The organism is Nostoc sp. ChiQUE01b, assembly GCF_034531255.1.
Classification (GTDB): domain Bacteria; phylum Cyanobacteriota; class Cyanobacteriia; order Cyanobacteriales; family Nostocaceae; genus Nostoc.
In genome coordinates, this window is sequence record NZ_JAVRBM010000022.1 from 28,065 (window position 1) to 44,054 (window position 15,990).

At 40.1% G+C, this 15,990-nt stretch carries 18 protein-coding genes and 4 pseudogenes; 14 read left to right on the forward strand and 8 right to left on the reverse strand.

Annotation, left to right across the window (positions count from 1 at the left end):
- Positions 1 to 110 precede the first annotated feature (110 nt).
- The 3 genes and pseudogenes from RMY63_RS41810 (at position 111) to RMY63_RS16480 (ending at position 2,490) form a co-directional block, all read left to right on the forward strand.
- Positions 111 to 371, forward strand: a complete 261-nt coding sequence (locus RMY63_RS41810) for a zinc-binding dehydrogenase (RefSeq protein WP_416212525.1) — start codon at positions 111 to 113, stop codon at positions 369 to 371.
- Positions 316 to 1,605, forward strand: a pseudogene (locus RMY63_RS16475) (NACHT domain-containing protein); the annotation flags it as partial. The gene RMY63_RS41810 and the pseudogene RMY63_RS16475, both read left to right, overlap by 56 nt.
- Positions 1,606 to 2,112: 507 nt before the next feature.
- On the forward strand, positions 2,113 to 2,490 hold the full coding sequence (locus RMY63_RS16480; RefSeq protein WP_416212526.1) for a hypothetical protein: 378 nt from the start codon (positions 2,113 to 2,115) through the stop codon (positions 2,488 to 2,490).
- 77 nt (positions 2,491 to 2,567) lie between these two features.
- On the opposite strand, the gene RMY63_RS16485 is transcribed toward RMY63_RS16480, so the two are convergent.
- The 4 genes and pseudogenes from RMY63_RS16485 to RMY63_RS16500 form a co-directional block, all read right to left on the reverse strand.
- A complete protein-coding gene (locus RMY63_RS16485; RefSeq protein WP_322729731.1) occupies positions 2,568 to 3,374 on the reverse strand; it encodes an Rpn family recombination-promoting nuclease/putative transposase in 807 nt (268 codons plus the stop codon).
- A 58-nt stretch (positions 3,375 to 3,432) separates the two neighbouring features.
- Entirely contained in the window at positions 3,433 to 3,720 is a 288-nt protein-coding gene (locus RMY63_RS16490; RefSeq protein ID WP_322729732.1) for an addiction module protein, read from the reverse strand.
- 88 nt (positions 3,721 to 3,808) lie between these two features.
- A pseudogene (locus tag RMY63_RS16495) lies at positions 3,809 to 4,015 on the reverse strand (flagellar assembly protein H); the annotation flags it as partial.
- 183 nt (positions 4,016 to 4,198) lie between these two features.
- Positions 4,199 to 5,026: an Rpn family recombination-promoting nuclease/putative transposase gene (locus RMY63_RS16500; protein WP_322729733.1), complete on the reverse strand. Its 828-nt coding sequence runs from the start codon at positions 5,024 to 5,026 to the stop codon at positions 4,199 to 4,201.
- A 107-nt stretch (positions 5,027 to 5,133) separates the two neighbouring features.
- Between RMY63_RS16500 and RMY63_RS41815 the strand changes: the two genes are divergently transcribed.
- Both RMY63_RS41815 and RMY63_RS16505 read left to right on the forward strand, forming a co-directional pair.
- A complete protein-coding gene (locus RMY63_RS41815; RefSeq protein WP_416212524.1) occupies positions 5,134 to 5,259 on the forward strand; it encodes a DUF6888 family protein in 126 nt (41 codons plus the stop codon).
- On the forward strand, positions 5,260 to 5,496 hold the full coding sequence (locus RMY63_RS16505; protein WP_322729734.1) for a DUF6887 family protein: 237 nt from the start codon (positions 5,260 to 5,262) through the stop codon (positions 5,494 to 5,496). It abuts the gene before it with no gap.
- A gap of 84 nt (positions 5,497 to 5,580) precedes the next feature.
- Here RMY63_RS16505 and RMY63_RS16510 read toward each other — a convergent pair whose 3' ends face one another.
- From RMY63_RS16510 to RMY63_RS16520, 3 genes are all read right to left on the reverse strand, one after another.
- A complete protein-coding gene (locus RMY63_RS16510; protein ID WP_322729735.1) occupies positions 5,581 to 5,967 on the reverse strand; it encodes a type II toxin-antitoxin system VapC family toxin in 387 nt (128 codons plus the stop codon).
- A complete protein-coding gene (locus RMY63_RS16515; RefSeq protein WP_322729736.1) occupies positions 5,967 to 6,194 on the reverse strand; it encodes a type II toxin-antitoxin system prevent-host-death family antitoxin in 228 nt (75 codons plus the stop codon). Before RMY63_RS16515 ends, RMY63_RS16510 begins: the two co-directional genes overlap by 1 nt.
- 208 nt (positions 6,195 to 6,402) lie before the next feature.
- Positions 6,403 to 8,457: a serine/threonine-protein kinase gene (locus tag RMY63_RS16520; RefSeq protein WP_322729737.1), complete on the reverse strand. Its 2,055-nt coding sequence runs from the start codon at positions 8,455 to 8,457 to the stop codon at positions 6,403 to 6,405.
- Between the two features lie 116 nt (positions 8,458 to 8,573).
- Between RMY63_RS16520 and RMY63_RS16525 the strand changes: the two are divergent.
- From RMY63_RS16525 to RMY63_RS16565, 9 genes and pseudogenes are all read left to right on the forward strand, one after another.
- Positions 8,574 to 8,765, forward strand: a pseudogene (locus RMY63_RS16525) (hypothetical protein); the annotation flags it as partial.
- A gap of 861 nt (positions 8,766 to 9,626) precedes the next feature.
- Complete coding sequence (gene cysE / locus RMY63_RS16530; RefSeq protein ID WP_322729738.1) at positions 9,627 to 10,367, forward strand: serine O-acetyltransferase; 741 nt, start codon at positions 9,627 to 9,629, stop codon at positions 10,365 to 10,367.
- A 142-nt stretch (positions 10,368 to 10,509) separates the two neighbouring features.
- Positions 10,510 to 10,740, forward strand: coding sequence for an Asr1405/Asl0597 family protein (locus RMY63_RS16535; RefSeq protein ID WP_322729739.1), 231 nt, complete (start codon positions 10,510 to 10,512; stop codon positions 10,738 to 10,740).
- Between the two features lie 305 nt (positions 10,741 to 11,045).
- Positions 11,046 to 11,243 (forward strand): DUF2949 domain-containing protein, encoded by a 198-nt coding sequence (locus RMY63_RS16540; protein ID WP_322729740.1) that lies wholly within the window; start codon positions 11,046 to 11,048, stop codon positions 11,241 to 11,243.
- A 371-nt stretch (positions 11,244 to 11,614) separates the two neighbouring features.
- Complete coding sequence (gene nifV / locus RMY63_RS16545; RefSeq protein WP_322729741.1) at positions 11,615 to 12,748, forward strand: homocitrate synthase; 1,134 nt, start codon at positions 11,615 to 11,617, stop codon at positions 12,746 to 12,748.
- Positions 12,735 to 13,022, forward strand: coding sequence for a nitrogen fixation protein NifZ (locus RMY63_RS16550; protein ID WP_069070441.1), 288 nt, complete (start codon positions 12,735 to 12,737; stop codon positions 13,020 to 13,022). Before nifV ends, RMY63_RS16550 begins: the two co-directional genes overlap by 14 nt.
- On the forward strand, positions 12,997 to 13,200 hold the full coding sequence (nifT, locus tag RMY63_RS16555) for a putative nitrogen fixation protein NifT (RefSeq protein WP_069070440.1): 204 nt from the start codon (positions 12,997 to 12,999) through the stop codon (positions 13,198 to 13,200). Before RMY63_RS16550 ends, nifT begins: the two co-directional genes overlap by 26 nt.
- Positions 13,201 to 13,452: 252 nt before the next feature.
- Positions 13,453 to 13,995 (forward strand): (2Fe-2S) ferredoxin domain-containing protein, encoded by a 543-nt coding sequence (locus RMY63_RS16560; protein ID WP_322729742.1) that lies wholly within the window; start codon positions 13,453 to 13,455, stop codon positions 13,993 to 13,995.
- A gap of 360 nt (positions 13,996 to 14,355) precedes the next feature.
- Positions 14,356 to 15,429: a GHMP kinase gene (locus RMY63_RS16565; protein WP_322729743.1), complete on the forward strand. Its 1,074-nt coding sequence runs from the start codon at positions 14,356 to 14,358 to the stop codon at positions 15,427 to 15,429.
- Positions 15,430 to 15,864: 435 nt separating this feature from the next.
- On the opposite strand, the pseudogene RMY63_RS41820 reads toward RMY63_RS16565, so the two are convergent.
- Positions 15,865 to 15,921 (reverse strand): annotated as a pseudogene (locus tag RMY63_RS41820) (hypothetical protein); the annotation flags it as partial.
- Positions 15,922 to 15,990 lie beyond the last annotated feature (69 nt).

Sequence of the window (15,990 nt, forward strand, 5' to 3'; positions counted from 1 at the left end):
ATCAAAAAATGGGTGAATCGAGAGTTATAAAAAAGGCAGAGCGATGGCTCTTTCAAACCAAAAAAGTCCTCAAACCCAAAACTCAAGATTTGGTTTATCTGAAAGAATAGATTGAACCTGGTAAAATTTCTGTGGTGATTGATTGCACATATCCCTTGGTAGAACTAGCGACGGCTCATGGTTATAGCAAAAGTGAGCGGGCTGTGGGGGAAATTGCGATCGCGCAAGATATTTCTGCAATCACCCTGAAATCTGGAAACATTACTCAAGCTAGTGGATATACTCGTAATCAAAATCTCAACAGAAGCGAGTATTATGCTGGACTGGTTAGCTATTTGGGGTGTAACTCAGGCCGCTGGGTTTATTTTTAAACCCATTTTGGAAGATTTAGCCAAGGATGCTGCTAAAGATTGGGCTAAAGATTTATTAAAAGGCATCCCTGGCAAGATTTTTCAGAAACTTAAGAAGGAAGACATAGAAATTGCTGCGGGGAAAGCCTTAAAGGAATTTTTACAACTCATGCAGCAGCAGTTAAAGGTTCGTTGCAAACTTGCTGAAGCTGAGATTAAAGAGTACACCAAAGACATCCAGAAATTTATCAGCGATAAGTCGGTTGCAGAAACTCTTGGTAAGGCTTTTGATGTTAATTGTGAATCTCTAGACGCTAAAACCCTAGAAGAGAGTTGGAACAGCCTGCAATTAAAACCTCTGCCATCTAAGTTTAACTGGCAATCAATTACAGAACAGTATTTAACACAAGTCCAAGAACTTCTTTTAGATTCAAAAGAATTACACCATATCCTAGAATTACAAAAGTTATCTGATATTGAAATCAACACCAAAGAAATTGCTGGTGTTATTGTAGATTTTAATTTAGTGAAATATCAAGAAGGAATCCGCGATCGCTATGGCAATCTCAAGTTAGATAGCTTAGATACTAGCGGCTATGCCTATAACGAACTGAAATTATGGCGGATTTTTACTGCTCAAAATGTCCGAGAAACTCATCAAGTTTTACCACAAGTTCACGAACTGCCTAAAGAACATCTGAGACGGCTGCGAGAAAGTGATCAACTAGAAGCAGAAGTGGAATTAGAAGAATTAGAACGCCACAAACGGGTTTATTTTGAACAGCCGATACGTTCAGTATTAGATGTTGTCAATAAAAAGCAAGATTATAAAAATCTTGTGATTTTCGGCGATCCTGGTTCCGGGAAGTCTACATTGTTGCAATTTCTGGCTTTGAATTGGGCTGAGTCGCCACTGGATAATGTTATATCTTTACCAATTCCCTTGCTAATTGAATTACGCACTTATATGCGGCGACGGGAAGATAAAGAGTGCAATAATTTTCTCGAATTCTTTCATCAATGTAGTGGTGCAATTCATCATCTCAATCAGCTTGAACTAGATAAACAATTAAAAGCTGGTAATGCTTTAGTGATGTTTGATGGTTTGGATGAGGTATTTGACCCTGGTAAGCGAGAGGATGTAATTACTGATATTCATCGCTTTACTAATGACTATCCTGATGTGCAGGTAATTGTCACTTCTCGGATTATTGGCTACAAACCACAACGATTGCTTAATGCTGAGTTTCGCCACTTTATATTACAAGATTTAGACTCAGAACAAATTCAGGATTTTATCAACCGTTGGCATGAGTTAACTTTTACTGATGCAGTAGATAAAGTCAGAAAACGGGAACGGCTAAAAAGAGGAATTGCAGCTTCCAAATCTATTGCAGAATTGGCGGGAAATCCTCTGCTGTTGACGATGATGGCAATTCTGAATCGTAATCAAGAGCTACCAAGAGATAGAGCCGAGCTTTATAATCAAGCATCGCGGGTACTGCTACATCAATGGGATGTGGAACGCGCTTTAATAGAAGATAAGAGGTTAGATCCTAAGACGATTGATTATAAAGATAAGCAAGTGATGCTGCGTCAGGTTGCTTATCTTATGCAAACTGGTGAGAAAGGTTTGGCAGGTAATTTGATTAATGAAAATGATTTAGTCAAAGTTCTGACTGATTATCTAAAAACCATAGAATTTGATAAACCCAGAGAAGTTGCAAAGGTAATGATTAATCAACTGCGGACTCGCAACTTTATGTTATGTTTCCTGGGTGCAGATGTAAATACAGCCAAAGTCTACGATGAAATTATAGAGTTTATTGCTGCTGGAACCACTCCCCAAAGTGTTATCGATTTCAAACTCTCGGATGCAGCCATTGAAGAACTGGTTCAAGATTATCAATTAGCGGCTGCGCTGACCGAACTTTTAATCTCCATGCAGCAACTCACCGAACAGGTAGATGATACCCTAATGGCTGTCGGTAGTGAAGCTATGACTAGCAGTTTGACAGTTTATGATTACGTGAAGACTGCATCGAAAAAGACTCCAGGCTTAAAAACTGTCGCTGAACAGTTGGGCGAACGCTTTAAAGCTATCAAAGGTAGACCGACTAAAGCTGCATCTGGTTCTTGATGGCTTGTTTCTATCATAGAACTGAGTTTTAAAAATATAGCGTTGCTCAGTGAAGGTATGAATTTAGTAAGTTTACTTTACTGTTGATTTGGGGACGTTTGCTGTGCTATTTGCTGGACTTGTAAAATAGTCAAGTCTAATGCCTGTGCTATTTGTTCGGGAGTTAAACCCAGTGCTAAAAGCTTCGGTACAGCTTCTAATTTTGCCTCAAAGCGACCTTCTTGTTTACCTTCTTGTTTACCTTCTTGATAAACTCGCGTTTGCTTCAATTCACTTAATCCAAACATTGCTTCTATCTCCTCTCGACTTAAGTTAGGCAATTTATAAACCAAGATTGTCTCAATCAATTCTAGTAATTGTTTTTGTGGCAGTTGCAAATTTACCGCTTGCTGGGTACGGTTGATTAATTCCCTGGCGGTGCTAATGGCTGTATCTTCCTCTTCAATTACTAATTTTATCGTAGCAATGCCTAGCGGCAGTGATGCAGCTTCACCTAATTCATCTAAGTCAATTATACTGATACGTCGGCTATCGAATAATTCTAAGAAATCTTCTTTATTACCTGTATCTATATCTCTGCTAGGATAAATCACCACTCCTCGCCAAGGATTTTTACGTTTATTTTGGCGTAAGTATAAAGAAATTTCTGAGACAAGGCGCAAGTAAATGTCTGAGTCTGGTTGAAATTGAACTTCAACAAAATAAATTGGACTTTCTTCGTCTTGTATGGGAAGAAATACACCATCAATTCTAAAGGCTGTTTGCTTGATTTCAACTGAAGCAAATTGATAGATGTTGGCGGTTTCAGGAGGATTGCCAATTAGTTCAAAGAAGATGCTAGGGAATTCTTGAAATAGGCGATAAAATATGCTGTCTGTTTTCACCTGGATGTTGTAGCAGAGTTTTTGGCTATAGGGATTTTATCACTGCGGTAAATTTTATTTACTTACTCCTGGAACGTAGCTCTTGCAACACCTGTTCGCCAGGAATTAGAGTAACTTCACCTTGTTTAACAGCTTGAAACCTTTTCTCTGCTTCTTCTGCCCACAGAGTATCAATTTCTAATTGATTTGGGGACATAATTTCGAGAATATTATCTAAATAAGTTAGTCGTGCGCTTGTCCCTGCAAGGGTGACATCAAGCTGTTCTAACTGTTCCCAACTGACATTGTACAGAAGAACATAGGAAGTCTCAGTAGTCGTAGGGTTTCCCAGGACAGGGGAAGACATAAGTTAAACCTAATTAGTGGCTTGTTTTTATCATAGAACTGAGATGCCATAGATCCAGATAATCAAGATTAATGTGCGATCGCGGCAATTATTCCGGCGATCGCTTTTGCTGTTCTACTTGCTGGACTTGTGCAACATCTAAATCCAACGCCTGCGCTATCTGTTCTACAGTTAAACCCAGTGCTAAAAGTTTAGGTACAGCTTCTAATTTTGCTTCTAAACGTCCTTCTTGGTAAACCCGCGTTTGCTTTGAATCGCTTAAGCCAAACATTGCTTCTATCTCCTTGCGACTCATTTTGGTTACGATATCTGTCAATTATTAGTGGCGCAACTTGTCATTTGATATCGCTCGGCATAGCTCTGGATCATCTTGATTAATGTGCAATAGTACTCAAAACTCCTAACTCAGCACTCACTACTCTACTAAAGTAGTTGATGGGAGGCGATCGCACTTAGGAATAGACTGCGATCGCGGCAATTATTCCGGCGATCGCCCAAGCTGTGCTGCTTCTTGAACTTGTGCAATGTCCAAATCCAACGCTTGTGCTACCTGTTCTTGGGTTAAACCCAGTGCTAACAGTTTCGGGATAGCTTCTAATTTGGCTTCTAAACGTCCTTCTTGTTTACCTTTTTGTTCACCTTCTTGTTTACCTTCTTCTAAAGCTTCTTGATAAACCCGTGTCTGCTTCAATTCACTTAATCCAAACATTGCTTCTATCTCCTTTTGACTCATTTGCGGAAATTTATAAACTAAGATTGTCTCAATCAATTCTAGTAATTGTTTTTGTGGCAGTCGTAAATTTACTGCTTGCTGGGTGCGGTTGATTAATTCCTTGGCGCTGTTAATAGCTATATCTTCGTCTTCAATTACTAATTTTATCGTAGCAATGCCTATTGGTAAGGATGCAGCTGAGCCTAATTCATCTAGGTAAATTCTACTGATACGCTGGCTGTGGAAGAATTCTATGAAATCTTCTTTCTCACCTATATCTATATCTCTGCTGGGATAAATCACCACTCCTCGCCAAGGATTTTTGCGTCTATTTTGGCGTAAGTATAAAGAAATTTCTGATACTAAGCGTAAGTAAATCTCTGTGTCTGGTTGAAACTGAACCTCAACAAAATAAATCGGCACTTCTCGATCTTGGATGGGCAGAAATACACCATCAATTCTGAAGGCTGTTTGCTTGACTTCAACTGAAGAAAATTGGTATAAATTCGCTGTTTCGCCTGAGTTGCCAATCAGTTCAAAGAAGATATGGGGAAATTCTTTAAATAAGCGATAAAATATGCTGTCGGTTTTCACTCTGGATATTGTATCACTGTAGAGCTTATATTATTCATGTCACAATTGAGGAAAATACTATATATCCCAATGCACAGCAAGCTATAACTTGTTTAATAGTTTGTCAAATGTTGTCTAACTACTATCGAGACATCCGGTTGTTCAGATTTGATGACAAGACTGGAGATGTATATATTTTGGCGGTGATAACCTACAAATTATCGTACCCTCTCATGAACCTTGGAGGTTTGTAAATGAAACCGAACTTTGAACAGATGAGTGTACCTGAGTTGAGAAAGTATGTATTAGAACACCGTGATGATATGGAAGCTATGCGTGCGCTGTTTCATCATCCTAGTCTGAAATGGAAAACTATGCCTCCACTGGCTACAGCAGATGGAATACAAGTAGAGGAAAATATTCGCATAGCTGAGGAAGCGATTAAACAGATAATTGATGCGGAAAATAGCCGTGACAATAATGAATCTTAGAGATAAGAGTGTTGTTGGTTCTCATACTTCGCTACGCGACGCTAACGGGAACAATCCAATCTACAAAATCTATCAAAGTCAATATTACCAAAGTCTCGTAATCAAATAAGCATCAAATGCTATATCTATACTAATAATTGGAATTTTCTCTACCATTGCTTGAGCAATTAAAATTCTATCAAAGGGGTCACGATGTTGTAAGGGTAGGGTAGTAATTACATCAATGTGGTCGAGATTGATATTGAGTAGTTTAAAATCATTGAATGCTATTTGTTGCTCGATAAAAGTCTTAATTGGTAAACTAAAACTTAGCTTACCAATGCTTTGTTTGATTGACATTTCCCACACACTAGCAATGCTGATGAGCTTTTCGTTATTTTGGTCTTCTATTAATAGCCTCATCTTGTCACTAAAACTTTTATGTCCTTGGAAAAACCAAATCAAAGTATGAGTATCTAGCAGTATCCGCATTACATATAATCTTGGAATTCTTCTAATGGCTCATCAAAGTCATCTGAGATTGTAATCAAATCTTTAGCGCTACCAAATAAAGGAGAGCGTTTTTTTTCTGGAATCACCGGAGTCAGTTTTACCACGGGCTGCTCATCTTTGGTAATAATAATTTCCTCGCCATTGATTGCTGCTGCGATTAATTCGTGTAAGTGTTGTGATGCTGCGTCAATCGTAATGTGTTGCATAACTATCACCATTTAATTAATTATTTTACAGCTATTTTTATAAGTTTATGCTTAGAGAAAACGGTTCAATGCGATTGAGAGCATGTCCAACTTCGGTAACAAATGTGTCTCCCATCTCGCGGCTAATGTGAGCCAAGCATCTTGATTTTAGTTTAGGTTACTTTTTCTGTGTCTAGCTCAATATTCAAAACAGCGAACTCAGCACTCACTACTTTAGCCGCCAAATTTTGATGGTCTTGTCATCACTACCACTGGCAAGGGTTTTGCCATCTGGGCTGATGGCGACGGAAATACCCCCGTCAGAATGCCCTGTAAGGGTGCAGATTTCTTCTCCTGTTGCCAGATTCCACAGTTTGATAGTCTTGTCAAAACTACCACTGGCAAGGGTTTTGCCATCTGGGCTGATGGCGACAGAATTAACATAGTTAGAATGCCCTGTAAGGGTGCGGATTAGCTTTCCTGTTCCTAGATTCCACAGTTTTATAGTCTTGTCAGAACTACCACTGGCAAGGGTTTTGCTATCTGGGCTGATGGCGACAGAATTAACATAGTTAGAATGCCCTGTAAGGGTGCGGATTAGCTTTCCTGTTCCTAGATTCCACAGTTTTATGGTCTTGTCCCAACTACCACTGGCAAGGGTTTTACCATCTGGGCTGAAGGCGACGGATAAAACCGCGTCAGAATGCTCTGTAAGAATGAAGATTTGCTCTCCTGTTTCCAGATTCCACAGTAGGATCTTCTGGTTAGAATTAGCACTGGCAAGGGTTTTACCATCTGGGCTGAAGGCGACGGAAAAAACCGCGACAGAATACCCTGAGAGATACCCTGAGAGAGTGCGGATTTGCTCTCCCGTTGACAGATTCCACAGTCTGATGTTGTTGTCAAAACTGCCACTGGCAAGGGTTTTGCTGTCTGGGCTGATGGCGAGGGAATTAACATAGTTAGAATGCTCTTTGTTCGCGTAGCGTTCCAAAAGAAGGGTGCGGATTTGCTCTCCTGTTGCGATATTCCACAGTTTGATGGTACTGTCACCACTACCACTGGCAAGGATATTGCTATCTGGACTAATGGCGACGGATAAAACCGAGGAAGAATGTTCTGTGAGAGTTCTTTGTAATAAAACTCCGCTTGGTATGCTAGCAATTATGGATATCGGATTAGTCGGAAATAAGCCATAACGAAAATAACCATATATTTGAGTTCCAACTATTGTAATAGCAACACCTACCAGGAATCTTTTTCTCCAATTAGTATTTTGTCTGGATGGCTTTTGTGACAATCCTTGCGGTATTACTAGTGGCTTTGCTGGTGCTACTAGCGTTGATGGTGGCGGTTGAGAAATTACTGTAGACGGTAGTGATACTGAAGCTGCAATTACTGGCTGGAGATTGAAATTTTGTAAAACTTCCTCAGCGGACTGATAACGCTGTTGGTATTCTTCTTGCAACAATATATCCAGCGTTTGACCCAAATCCTGACTCACTGGTTGCTGTAAATGCTGTCGCCAATTCGCAACCCAGCCATAACCTTGTCGTTTCCACAATTCCCAAGGGTGAATTCCACTCAACAGGTGAAAGCAAGTTGCACCGACACTATATAAATCACTCGCTGGGTAAGCTTCACCACCCTGCATCTGTTCCAGTGGCGCATAACCAAATGAACCAATGGTTGTTCCTACTTGCGTCATCACTGTTTTTGTCAGTTGTTTGGATGCACCAAAGTCAATTAGTACCAATTTCCCATCACCGCGCCGAATGATATTCTCTGGTTTGATATCGCGGTGAATGACTTTGTGTTGATGAACTGTTTTGAGAATTTCTAACAAATCAAGCAATAATTCTTTGACTTTCTGCTCATTGAAAATTCCCTGCTGTTGTAATTCTGCCAATAAATTCTGTCCGTTGATAAATTGCTGCACTAAATACAGACGATTATCTTGCTCAAAATATGCCAACAGTGTAGGTATTTGTGGATGTTCTCCTAACTGTTGCAATCGCTTTGCTTCTTGCTCAAATAGTTCTGTGGCTTTATTTAATGCGCCAGTTCCCTGTACTTGCGGTGCAAATTGCTTGATTACACAATGCTCATTAAGTTTATCTACATCTTCTGCCAAATAAGTTTTACCAAATCCCCCACCACCTAATGATTTAATCGGGCGATAGCGGTTTCTCAACACCACCAATCCTACACCGCAGTTTGAGCAAAACATTGTGCGATCTGGATTGGGCGGATTGTGGCAAGCTGGATTTAGGCAGCAGATCATAACTGTGCATCTATAAGCAAATGCATTTATTATCGCTTAAGCACGACCTACTTCTGGTAGAAACTGCAAAATAGTGTATAAATTACGTTTTTCTGCTCGACAGGGTTGCTGATGACCAACTCACCGAACAAATAGATGATACCCTAATGGCTGTCGGTAGTGAAGCGATGACTAGCAGTTTAACTGTTTATGATTACGTCAAGACTGCATCGAAAAAGACTCCCGGTTTAAAGACTGTCGCTGAACAGTTAGGCGATCGCTTTAAGGCTATCAAAGGTAGACTTACTAAAGCTGCGTCTGGTTCTTGAGTCTTTGATACTCATTAATCAGCCTCTGAACTCCATTAATAAGCCTTTGATACTCATTAATCAGCCTCTGAACTCCATTAATGAGCCTTTAATACTCGTTAATCAGCCTTTGAACTCCATTAATCAGCCTTTGAACTCCGTTAAAGAGTATTTAAACTCCGTTAAAGAGTATTTAAACTCCATTAAAGAGTATTTGAACTGCATTAATGAGCCTTTGATACTCGTTAATGAGCCTTTACAAGTTTCGTAGCTAGAGTAGCATAGCTTTACGCCGCTACAGCAATCAGCAATTATTTAACTGCTATGAGAATATCTATCTATTATGCCGCTATAAGATTTTGTGTTGGCTATTCCCACACATCTATATAATAAGAAAACAGTTACGATGAGCGATAACTATATTTTGAAACGTATACATACATACAGACAGCGAATCCTAAAAGAAAATAAAGAAACCTGTGTTTCGTCTAATCCAATAATAAGATACTAATAGTAATAGGATATACAAAAAATAGATTTGTAGCCTTATCAAACTCATGTTTGAGTACATCTGAGTACAGCTTAATATATTGCAAAATATCTTGACGAAATCTTAGCAAAGACTTACAGGTAAAGTTTCTTGTAGCGAGAACAGAAATTCTTAACCCCTGCCCCAAAAATACTAGTACCCCCATCATTAAATACTAGTGCCCCTACCCCAAGATAAATTTTAAGTTTATCTGGAGTCGGGGTTTTGGTGTTTGAGTACAACCTCAATCAATCCAATAAATCCAATCAGCATTGGGTTTCCTATCGAGTTGGAAGTCACCTGATATAAGCATAAAAATAGCAGATGACTCATTCACCAGATAGACATTACCGATGCAACAGTCTTTAGACAGTATTAGCGATCGCCAAACTACCAAAACGCAGGATTCTGCACATAGATCCATGCTGAAAAATCTCCTCTCTGGCGTTTTTTTTGAGCCATTATTGGGTGATTTTCGCATTATTTTTGAGCGCGACCCAGCAGCACGGAATTGGCTAGAAGTGGTGTTTTGCTACCCTGGATTGCACGCGCTATGTTTGCATCGTCTTGCTCACTGGTTACATGGTCGAGGAGTCGGTTTTATCCCCCGTTTAATTTCTCACTTAGGGCGATTTTTGACCGGAATTGAAATTCACCCAGGTGCAGAGATTGGTCAAGGCGTGTTTATCGACCACGGAATGGGAGTTGTCATTGGCGAAACTGCGATCGTCGGCGACTACACACTAATTTATCAGGGCGTCACTCTTGGCGGAACTGGTAAAGAAACTGGTAAGCGTCATCCCACAGTCGGTAAAAATGCAGTGATTGGGGCGGGTGCGAAAGTTTTGGGTAATCTGCAAATTGGCGATCGCGTCCGTATTGGTGCAGGTTCCATTGTCTTAAGGAATATCCCCAACGACTGCACAGTTGTGGGAGTTCCCGGTCGAATTATTTCTCGTAACGAAAGCGCCAGCCTTTCTCCTTTAGAACATGGAAAGCTACCCGATATGGAAGCAACCGTGATTCGTTCTTTGCTCTCGCGCATCGAGCAACTCGAAAAACAACTGCAAACTTTAAGCGTTAAGAGTCATTAGTCATTGGTGATTGGTCATTAGTCATTGCTGATTAGTGATTGGTCATTGACAAAGGACAACTGACAAATGACATAGACGCGCCAGCGGCTTCCCGCAGGGTAGGACAAAGGACAAATGACAAATGACAAAGGACAAATGACAAATGACAAATCACATTTTGCAGATTCCTTTGAGCGATCGCTGGCGAATCTATCACCGTTTGCAAGAGTTAAAAATTAAGAGCTACTGTCCCCCCGATGGTTCTTTGCGAGTCCAAGTGAACAATTTGCTCGAAGCAATTCTAATTCGCAGTACAGTTATGCAATTTCTTGCTTCTCGTCACGAATTATTAGAGTGGCTAGAGCGTTGCTGGCATTACAGTGATGAGTCATGATTATTTCAAAAAGACCTAATTTAGAGACGATTAATCTTGAATTCATGACTCAAGTACTGAACTTCATCCTTTTTGTTCATAGATGCACAAAGCTCGAATAGGTTTAGAAGTTGAAGCTACTGTCTGCTAACAGAATTTATTGCAGACTGAGATGGATTAGACGGGGTTTAGATTTTGTTGGGTCTACTAAATCTGAAACTTTCCTGACATATAGCAACAATTAAAAAGGCGAAGTTCCCAAATATAAATTGGAATTTCTGATTTTTAACTTTTCCTAAATTAAGAAATTGAAAGTTCAATCAATTATGGCGACTCGGAACAGAGATATAAACCTACTCAATTTTTTGCACAATGAACTTGAACTTTCAAATGCCGATATTGCTGTAGCTCTGCGACACCGTGAATTAGAAAATGGCCCGCTACCGATGCTCCTCTGGCAGTATGGTTTCGTTGACTTGGAGCAGCTAGGAAAGATATTTGATTGGCTAGCAGACCAAAGTTAGCTAGTTTGTACCCCTTAGCTTTAAGTACCATTCCCTGTCTAAATTACACCCAAATGTACTAGAAAAGATGAGGTTACGAAGATGATTACATCCTTAATTGCTGGATTCTGTGTATTACTTTGTTCGGGATTTGCTAATAGTTATATTAGTTCATTGCTAATCGAAGACATTTCAAATGACATCGGTAAAAACGATTAGTAAATTATACATTGTTTTAGTTCCCTGCCATACAGATGTGATGCTACTAATGAGGCAATAATTAAGGATCATGTATCCTACATTATGAATTGTGATATTTTTAGCATTTGCCATCGCTGGGGATTGTAGAGGGAAAGGATATTAAGAATACTTCCAAGAGAGGGATATTTGCAATGAATCAAATCATAATTAATGACACTACATTACGTGATGGCGAACAAGCAGCAGGTGTTGCCTTTACTCTACAAGAAAAAGTAGCGATCGCTAAGTTTCTCGATGCCATTGGTATACCGGAATTAGAAGTGGGTATACCGGCAATGGGTGACGAAGAAACGCGGGCGATCGCCGCAATTTCTAACTTAGGTTTACAAGCAAAACTCTTGGGCTGGAACCGCGCTGTCATCTCAGATATCAAGGCTTCCATCGCCTGTGGTTTGAACCGGGTGCATATTGCTATTCCCGTCTCTGGTATCCAAATTGCCACTAAATTTCACGGTCAGTGGCGAGTCAGCTTACAAAAACTCAAAGACTCTATCAACTTCGCCCTCGATCAAGGTCTTTGGGTAGCAGTCGGCGGAGAAGATTCTTCCAGAGCTGATGAAAACTTCCTCTTAGATGTAGCCCTTTATGCCCAAGAATGGGGTGCATCCCGCTTCCGCTTCTGCGACACCGTAGGAGTTCTCGACCCCTTTACCACCTACACAAAAGTCCAAAGGCTGGTTTCAGCGTTGACGATTCCCCTAGAAATCCACACGCATAATGATTTTGGTCTGGCAACTGCCAACGCCCTTGCGGGTATCAAAGCCGGAGCATCATCAGTAAATACCACAGTCAACGGATTGGGTGAACGGGCGGGAAATGCAGCTTTAGAAGAAGTTGTCATGGCGATTAAACGCATCTACGGCGTTGATTTGGGCATTGACACACCCAGTTTGCTGGAACTGTCTCAACTAGTTGCAGCCGCATCAGGAGCCGATGTACCACCCTGGAAAGCGATCGTTGGCGAAAATACTTTTGCTCACGAATCTGGCATCCATGCTCACGGGGTATTGCAAAATCCCATTACCTACGAACCATTTGCTCCTGAAGAAGTAGGTTGGGAACGGCGTTTAGTAGTAGGAAAACATTCTGGACGGCATTTGGTTTCAAACTTGCTAGAGCAACATGGAATTTTCTTGAACTCCCAAGAAACCCAATCTGTTTTAGACGCAGTGCGCCATCAATCGGTACAGAAAAAACGCAGTTTGACGACAGAAGAATTATTGAATTTGGTCAGAGAACAGAGGTACTCTCATGCAACGCGATGAATTAGAACTAAACTTGCCACCTGCTTTTGAAATTGGTGAAAAAGTCAGAGTTCGGAAACTGCTAAAAAACGATGGTACCTTTCCTGGTAAGGAAGTCGGCCAAGTTTTAGTAAACAAGGGAGATATCGGTTACATAGCGAGTATAGGCACATATTTGCAGACTTCCTATATATATGCTGTGCATTTCTTAGAAACAGGCTTTGTCGTCGGCTGCAAGAAAAAAGAACTAGAATCGGTTGAGGAATCTCATGAAAGTAATGCTACGGATGAATGATGCCGGCACTTTAGTAGTTTACGTTGCTAAAAAAGACCTTGAAGAAGAAGTCGTCAAACAAACCGATGGAAATGATGGCAAGATTCTCACCCTAGCAAATGGTTGGGAATTAGAATTTCGTGAATTGCCAGACACAGCAAATTTACCTCAAACAGTAGAAGCTAAACGCCTAGCTTAAAAATAGTTAGGAGTTAAGAGTTATGAGTTGTAAGTTAAGAGTTATGAGTTGTAAGTTAAGAGTTATGAGTTGTAAGTTAAGAGTTATGAGTTGTAAGTTAGAGTTATGAGTTGTAAGTTAGAGTTATGAGTTATGAATTTTAACTCCTCACTCCTAACTGCCCACTCCTCATTCTTAACTCCTCACTCCTAACTCCTAACTCCTCACTCCTAACTCTTCGCTTTAACTCCCCACTCCTAACTTTTTATCAACATGGGTAACAAGTATTTGACGTTATCAGAATTGAACCTTGAAGGACAATTACTAGGTTTTGTTGGTGGTGAACCAGGAAAATATAAATACTTGCAATTGGCAGTTCCATCTGGAAATGTAGACATTAAACTGCCTAAAGAGTTGCGCCGTTTACTAAGTTCATCCTTAGTTCCTGGTCAGCAAATTCGCATTTGTGGTCATAGTAAGGTAGACTCGCGCACAAGTAAAATAAAAATCAAAGCTTATCGGGTGACACCAATTGATGCATGTCCAAAGCAAGATTTACCACCTCAACCTAAAGCGAGGATTATGGTATGTCAAAAGGGCGGTTGCCTGAAACGTGGTGGTAAAGGTTTATTATCAGAATTAGAAAAAACTTTGTGCGATCGCGGTTTGTTAGACAAAGTTAGCATTGAACATACTAGTTGCCAAAAATGCTGTGGCAGCGCTCCCAACTGTGTTTTACAGCTTGGTAAAAAGAAATACAAGAATATTCATCCCGAAGCGATCGCATCTTTGCTAGAAAGTCACTTAACAGAGTAATAATCTTCTCCAGCCAGCTATTCTTAAAATAATACACAACTTTGTAGGGGTAAAAATTTTACCTCTATTTGTTGTAAATATCGTCTATGTAGCACTCTTGTCAAACTGCGAACGGCTAAGTTAGAACTAGCTACAGAATTTGATAAAGAAGAAGACGCTAACACTGTGCAAACGAGCGTCACAGCTTTTTAAAGTAGCCATCCCTCTCTTAGATGGGCATAGTCCATCGCAGGAATAATCGATTTTCCCTTTTATTACCGAAAGCCCTGCTAATGTTGGGGCTATTGGAGTAATGGGTGGTATGTTGTTGATTCAAGTTAATCAGGATAATATACCCCAATTAACTACAAGAAACTTCAAATGAAAATTTTTGTTCCAGGCCGTCTTTGTTTATTCGGAGAACACAGCGATTGGGCAGGAGAATATCGCAGTGTTAATCCTCTGATCGAAAAGGGCTACACCTTAATTGTTGGTACTAATCAAGGAATTTATGCCTCGGTCAAACCTAATTCTACTGAATTAATTATTCGTGCTTCTCTCAATGATGGCAGGAGTTATGAACCGCTGAGATTACCTATGGAATCTAACACCCTGAAGTGCATAGCGGCAAAGGGTGGTTTTTTTAGTTATGCTGCTGGTACAGCTTATCAAATTCTGACTCACTATGGTGTCGGCGGACTTGAGGTTGATAATTATCTAACCGACTTACCCATCCAAAAGGGATTATCTTCAAGTGCTGCCTTTTGTGTTCTGATTGCGAGGGCTTTTAATTGTTTGTATGACTTGAAATTGACAACTCGTGAAGAAATGGAGTTTGCTTACCTGGGAGAAAGAACCACTCCTAGCCTTTGTGGCCGTATGGATCAGGCTTGTGCTTATGGAAATCGCCCAATATTGATGATATTTGATGGTGAAGAAATCGACCTGCTTTCCCTTAAAGTTAGTGAGGATTTGTTTTTTGTGATTGTCGATCTCGGTGGTAACAAAAACACACAAAAAATATTACAAAGATTAAATCAGTGTTATCCTTTTGCTACTAATGAAATTCAGCAAAATGTCCAAAAATATTTTGGTTCTATTAGCTCTGAAATTACCCGAGCAGCAGTTGAAGCCATACAACTCAGAGATGCCCAACTTCTTGGAGCTTTAATGACAAAAGCCCAAGCTGAATTTGATCGGTATGTAGTTCCGGCTTGTCCTGATCAATTAACTGCAAAAAAGCTGCATCTGCTTCTGCATCATGACCCACTTGAGCCTTATATCTTCGGAGGAAAAGGCGTGGGTTCTCAGGGTGATGGCACTGCACAACTGATCGTTAAAAATCAAGAGAGTCAAAGAAAAGCTATCGAAATTATTAAGCGCGATTTTCCTCAAATGCAAGCGTTACAATTAACTATTTCAAAACTACCAACTCCTATGATTGACTTAGCTTAGGACAAAAAGCAGTATTGGAATGTTTGTTAAAATACCACCAGTCTGCTAAATTAAACAAGACATACAGCTTATGATTACTCAAATGATGGTTCAACCCTCATTCTGAGTAGATTTTGGAATCAAACTCAGTAAAGTTATGGACACTGAGAAAGGTAAGCAGTTTGCAGACTTTAGCAGTAGAGTAATTAAGTGGAGTCCAGAAGTAATTAACTAATTGAACAGCAGTTACCTCAGCAGTTGAGGTTTGCTGTTTAAAACATGTTCTCTGTTAGTAGCCTATTCTGCTTAACTATCTATATTGATGCAATACCCAGTCTCTTATCTGTCATATCTGTCGTTTCTATTATCTCTGTCATATCTGTCATATCTGTCGTTTCTGCGATCGCCAACTGAAAACTCAGCTCGGCAACCATTTTTCACCCAAATACGATTTCTCCGATAACCCCAATTTCCTCTACAACTGGTGTTAGACAATTGCCTGACAAGCCTCACTCTGCCTCTTGTATTTACCGAACAAGTATTCCTTCGATTATTTTGGCTTGAACAGGCACAATTTCACCT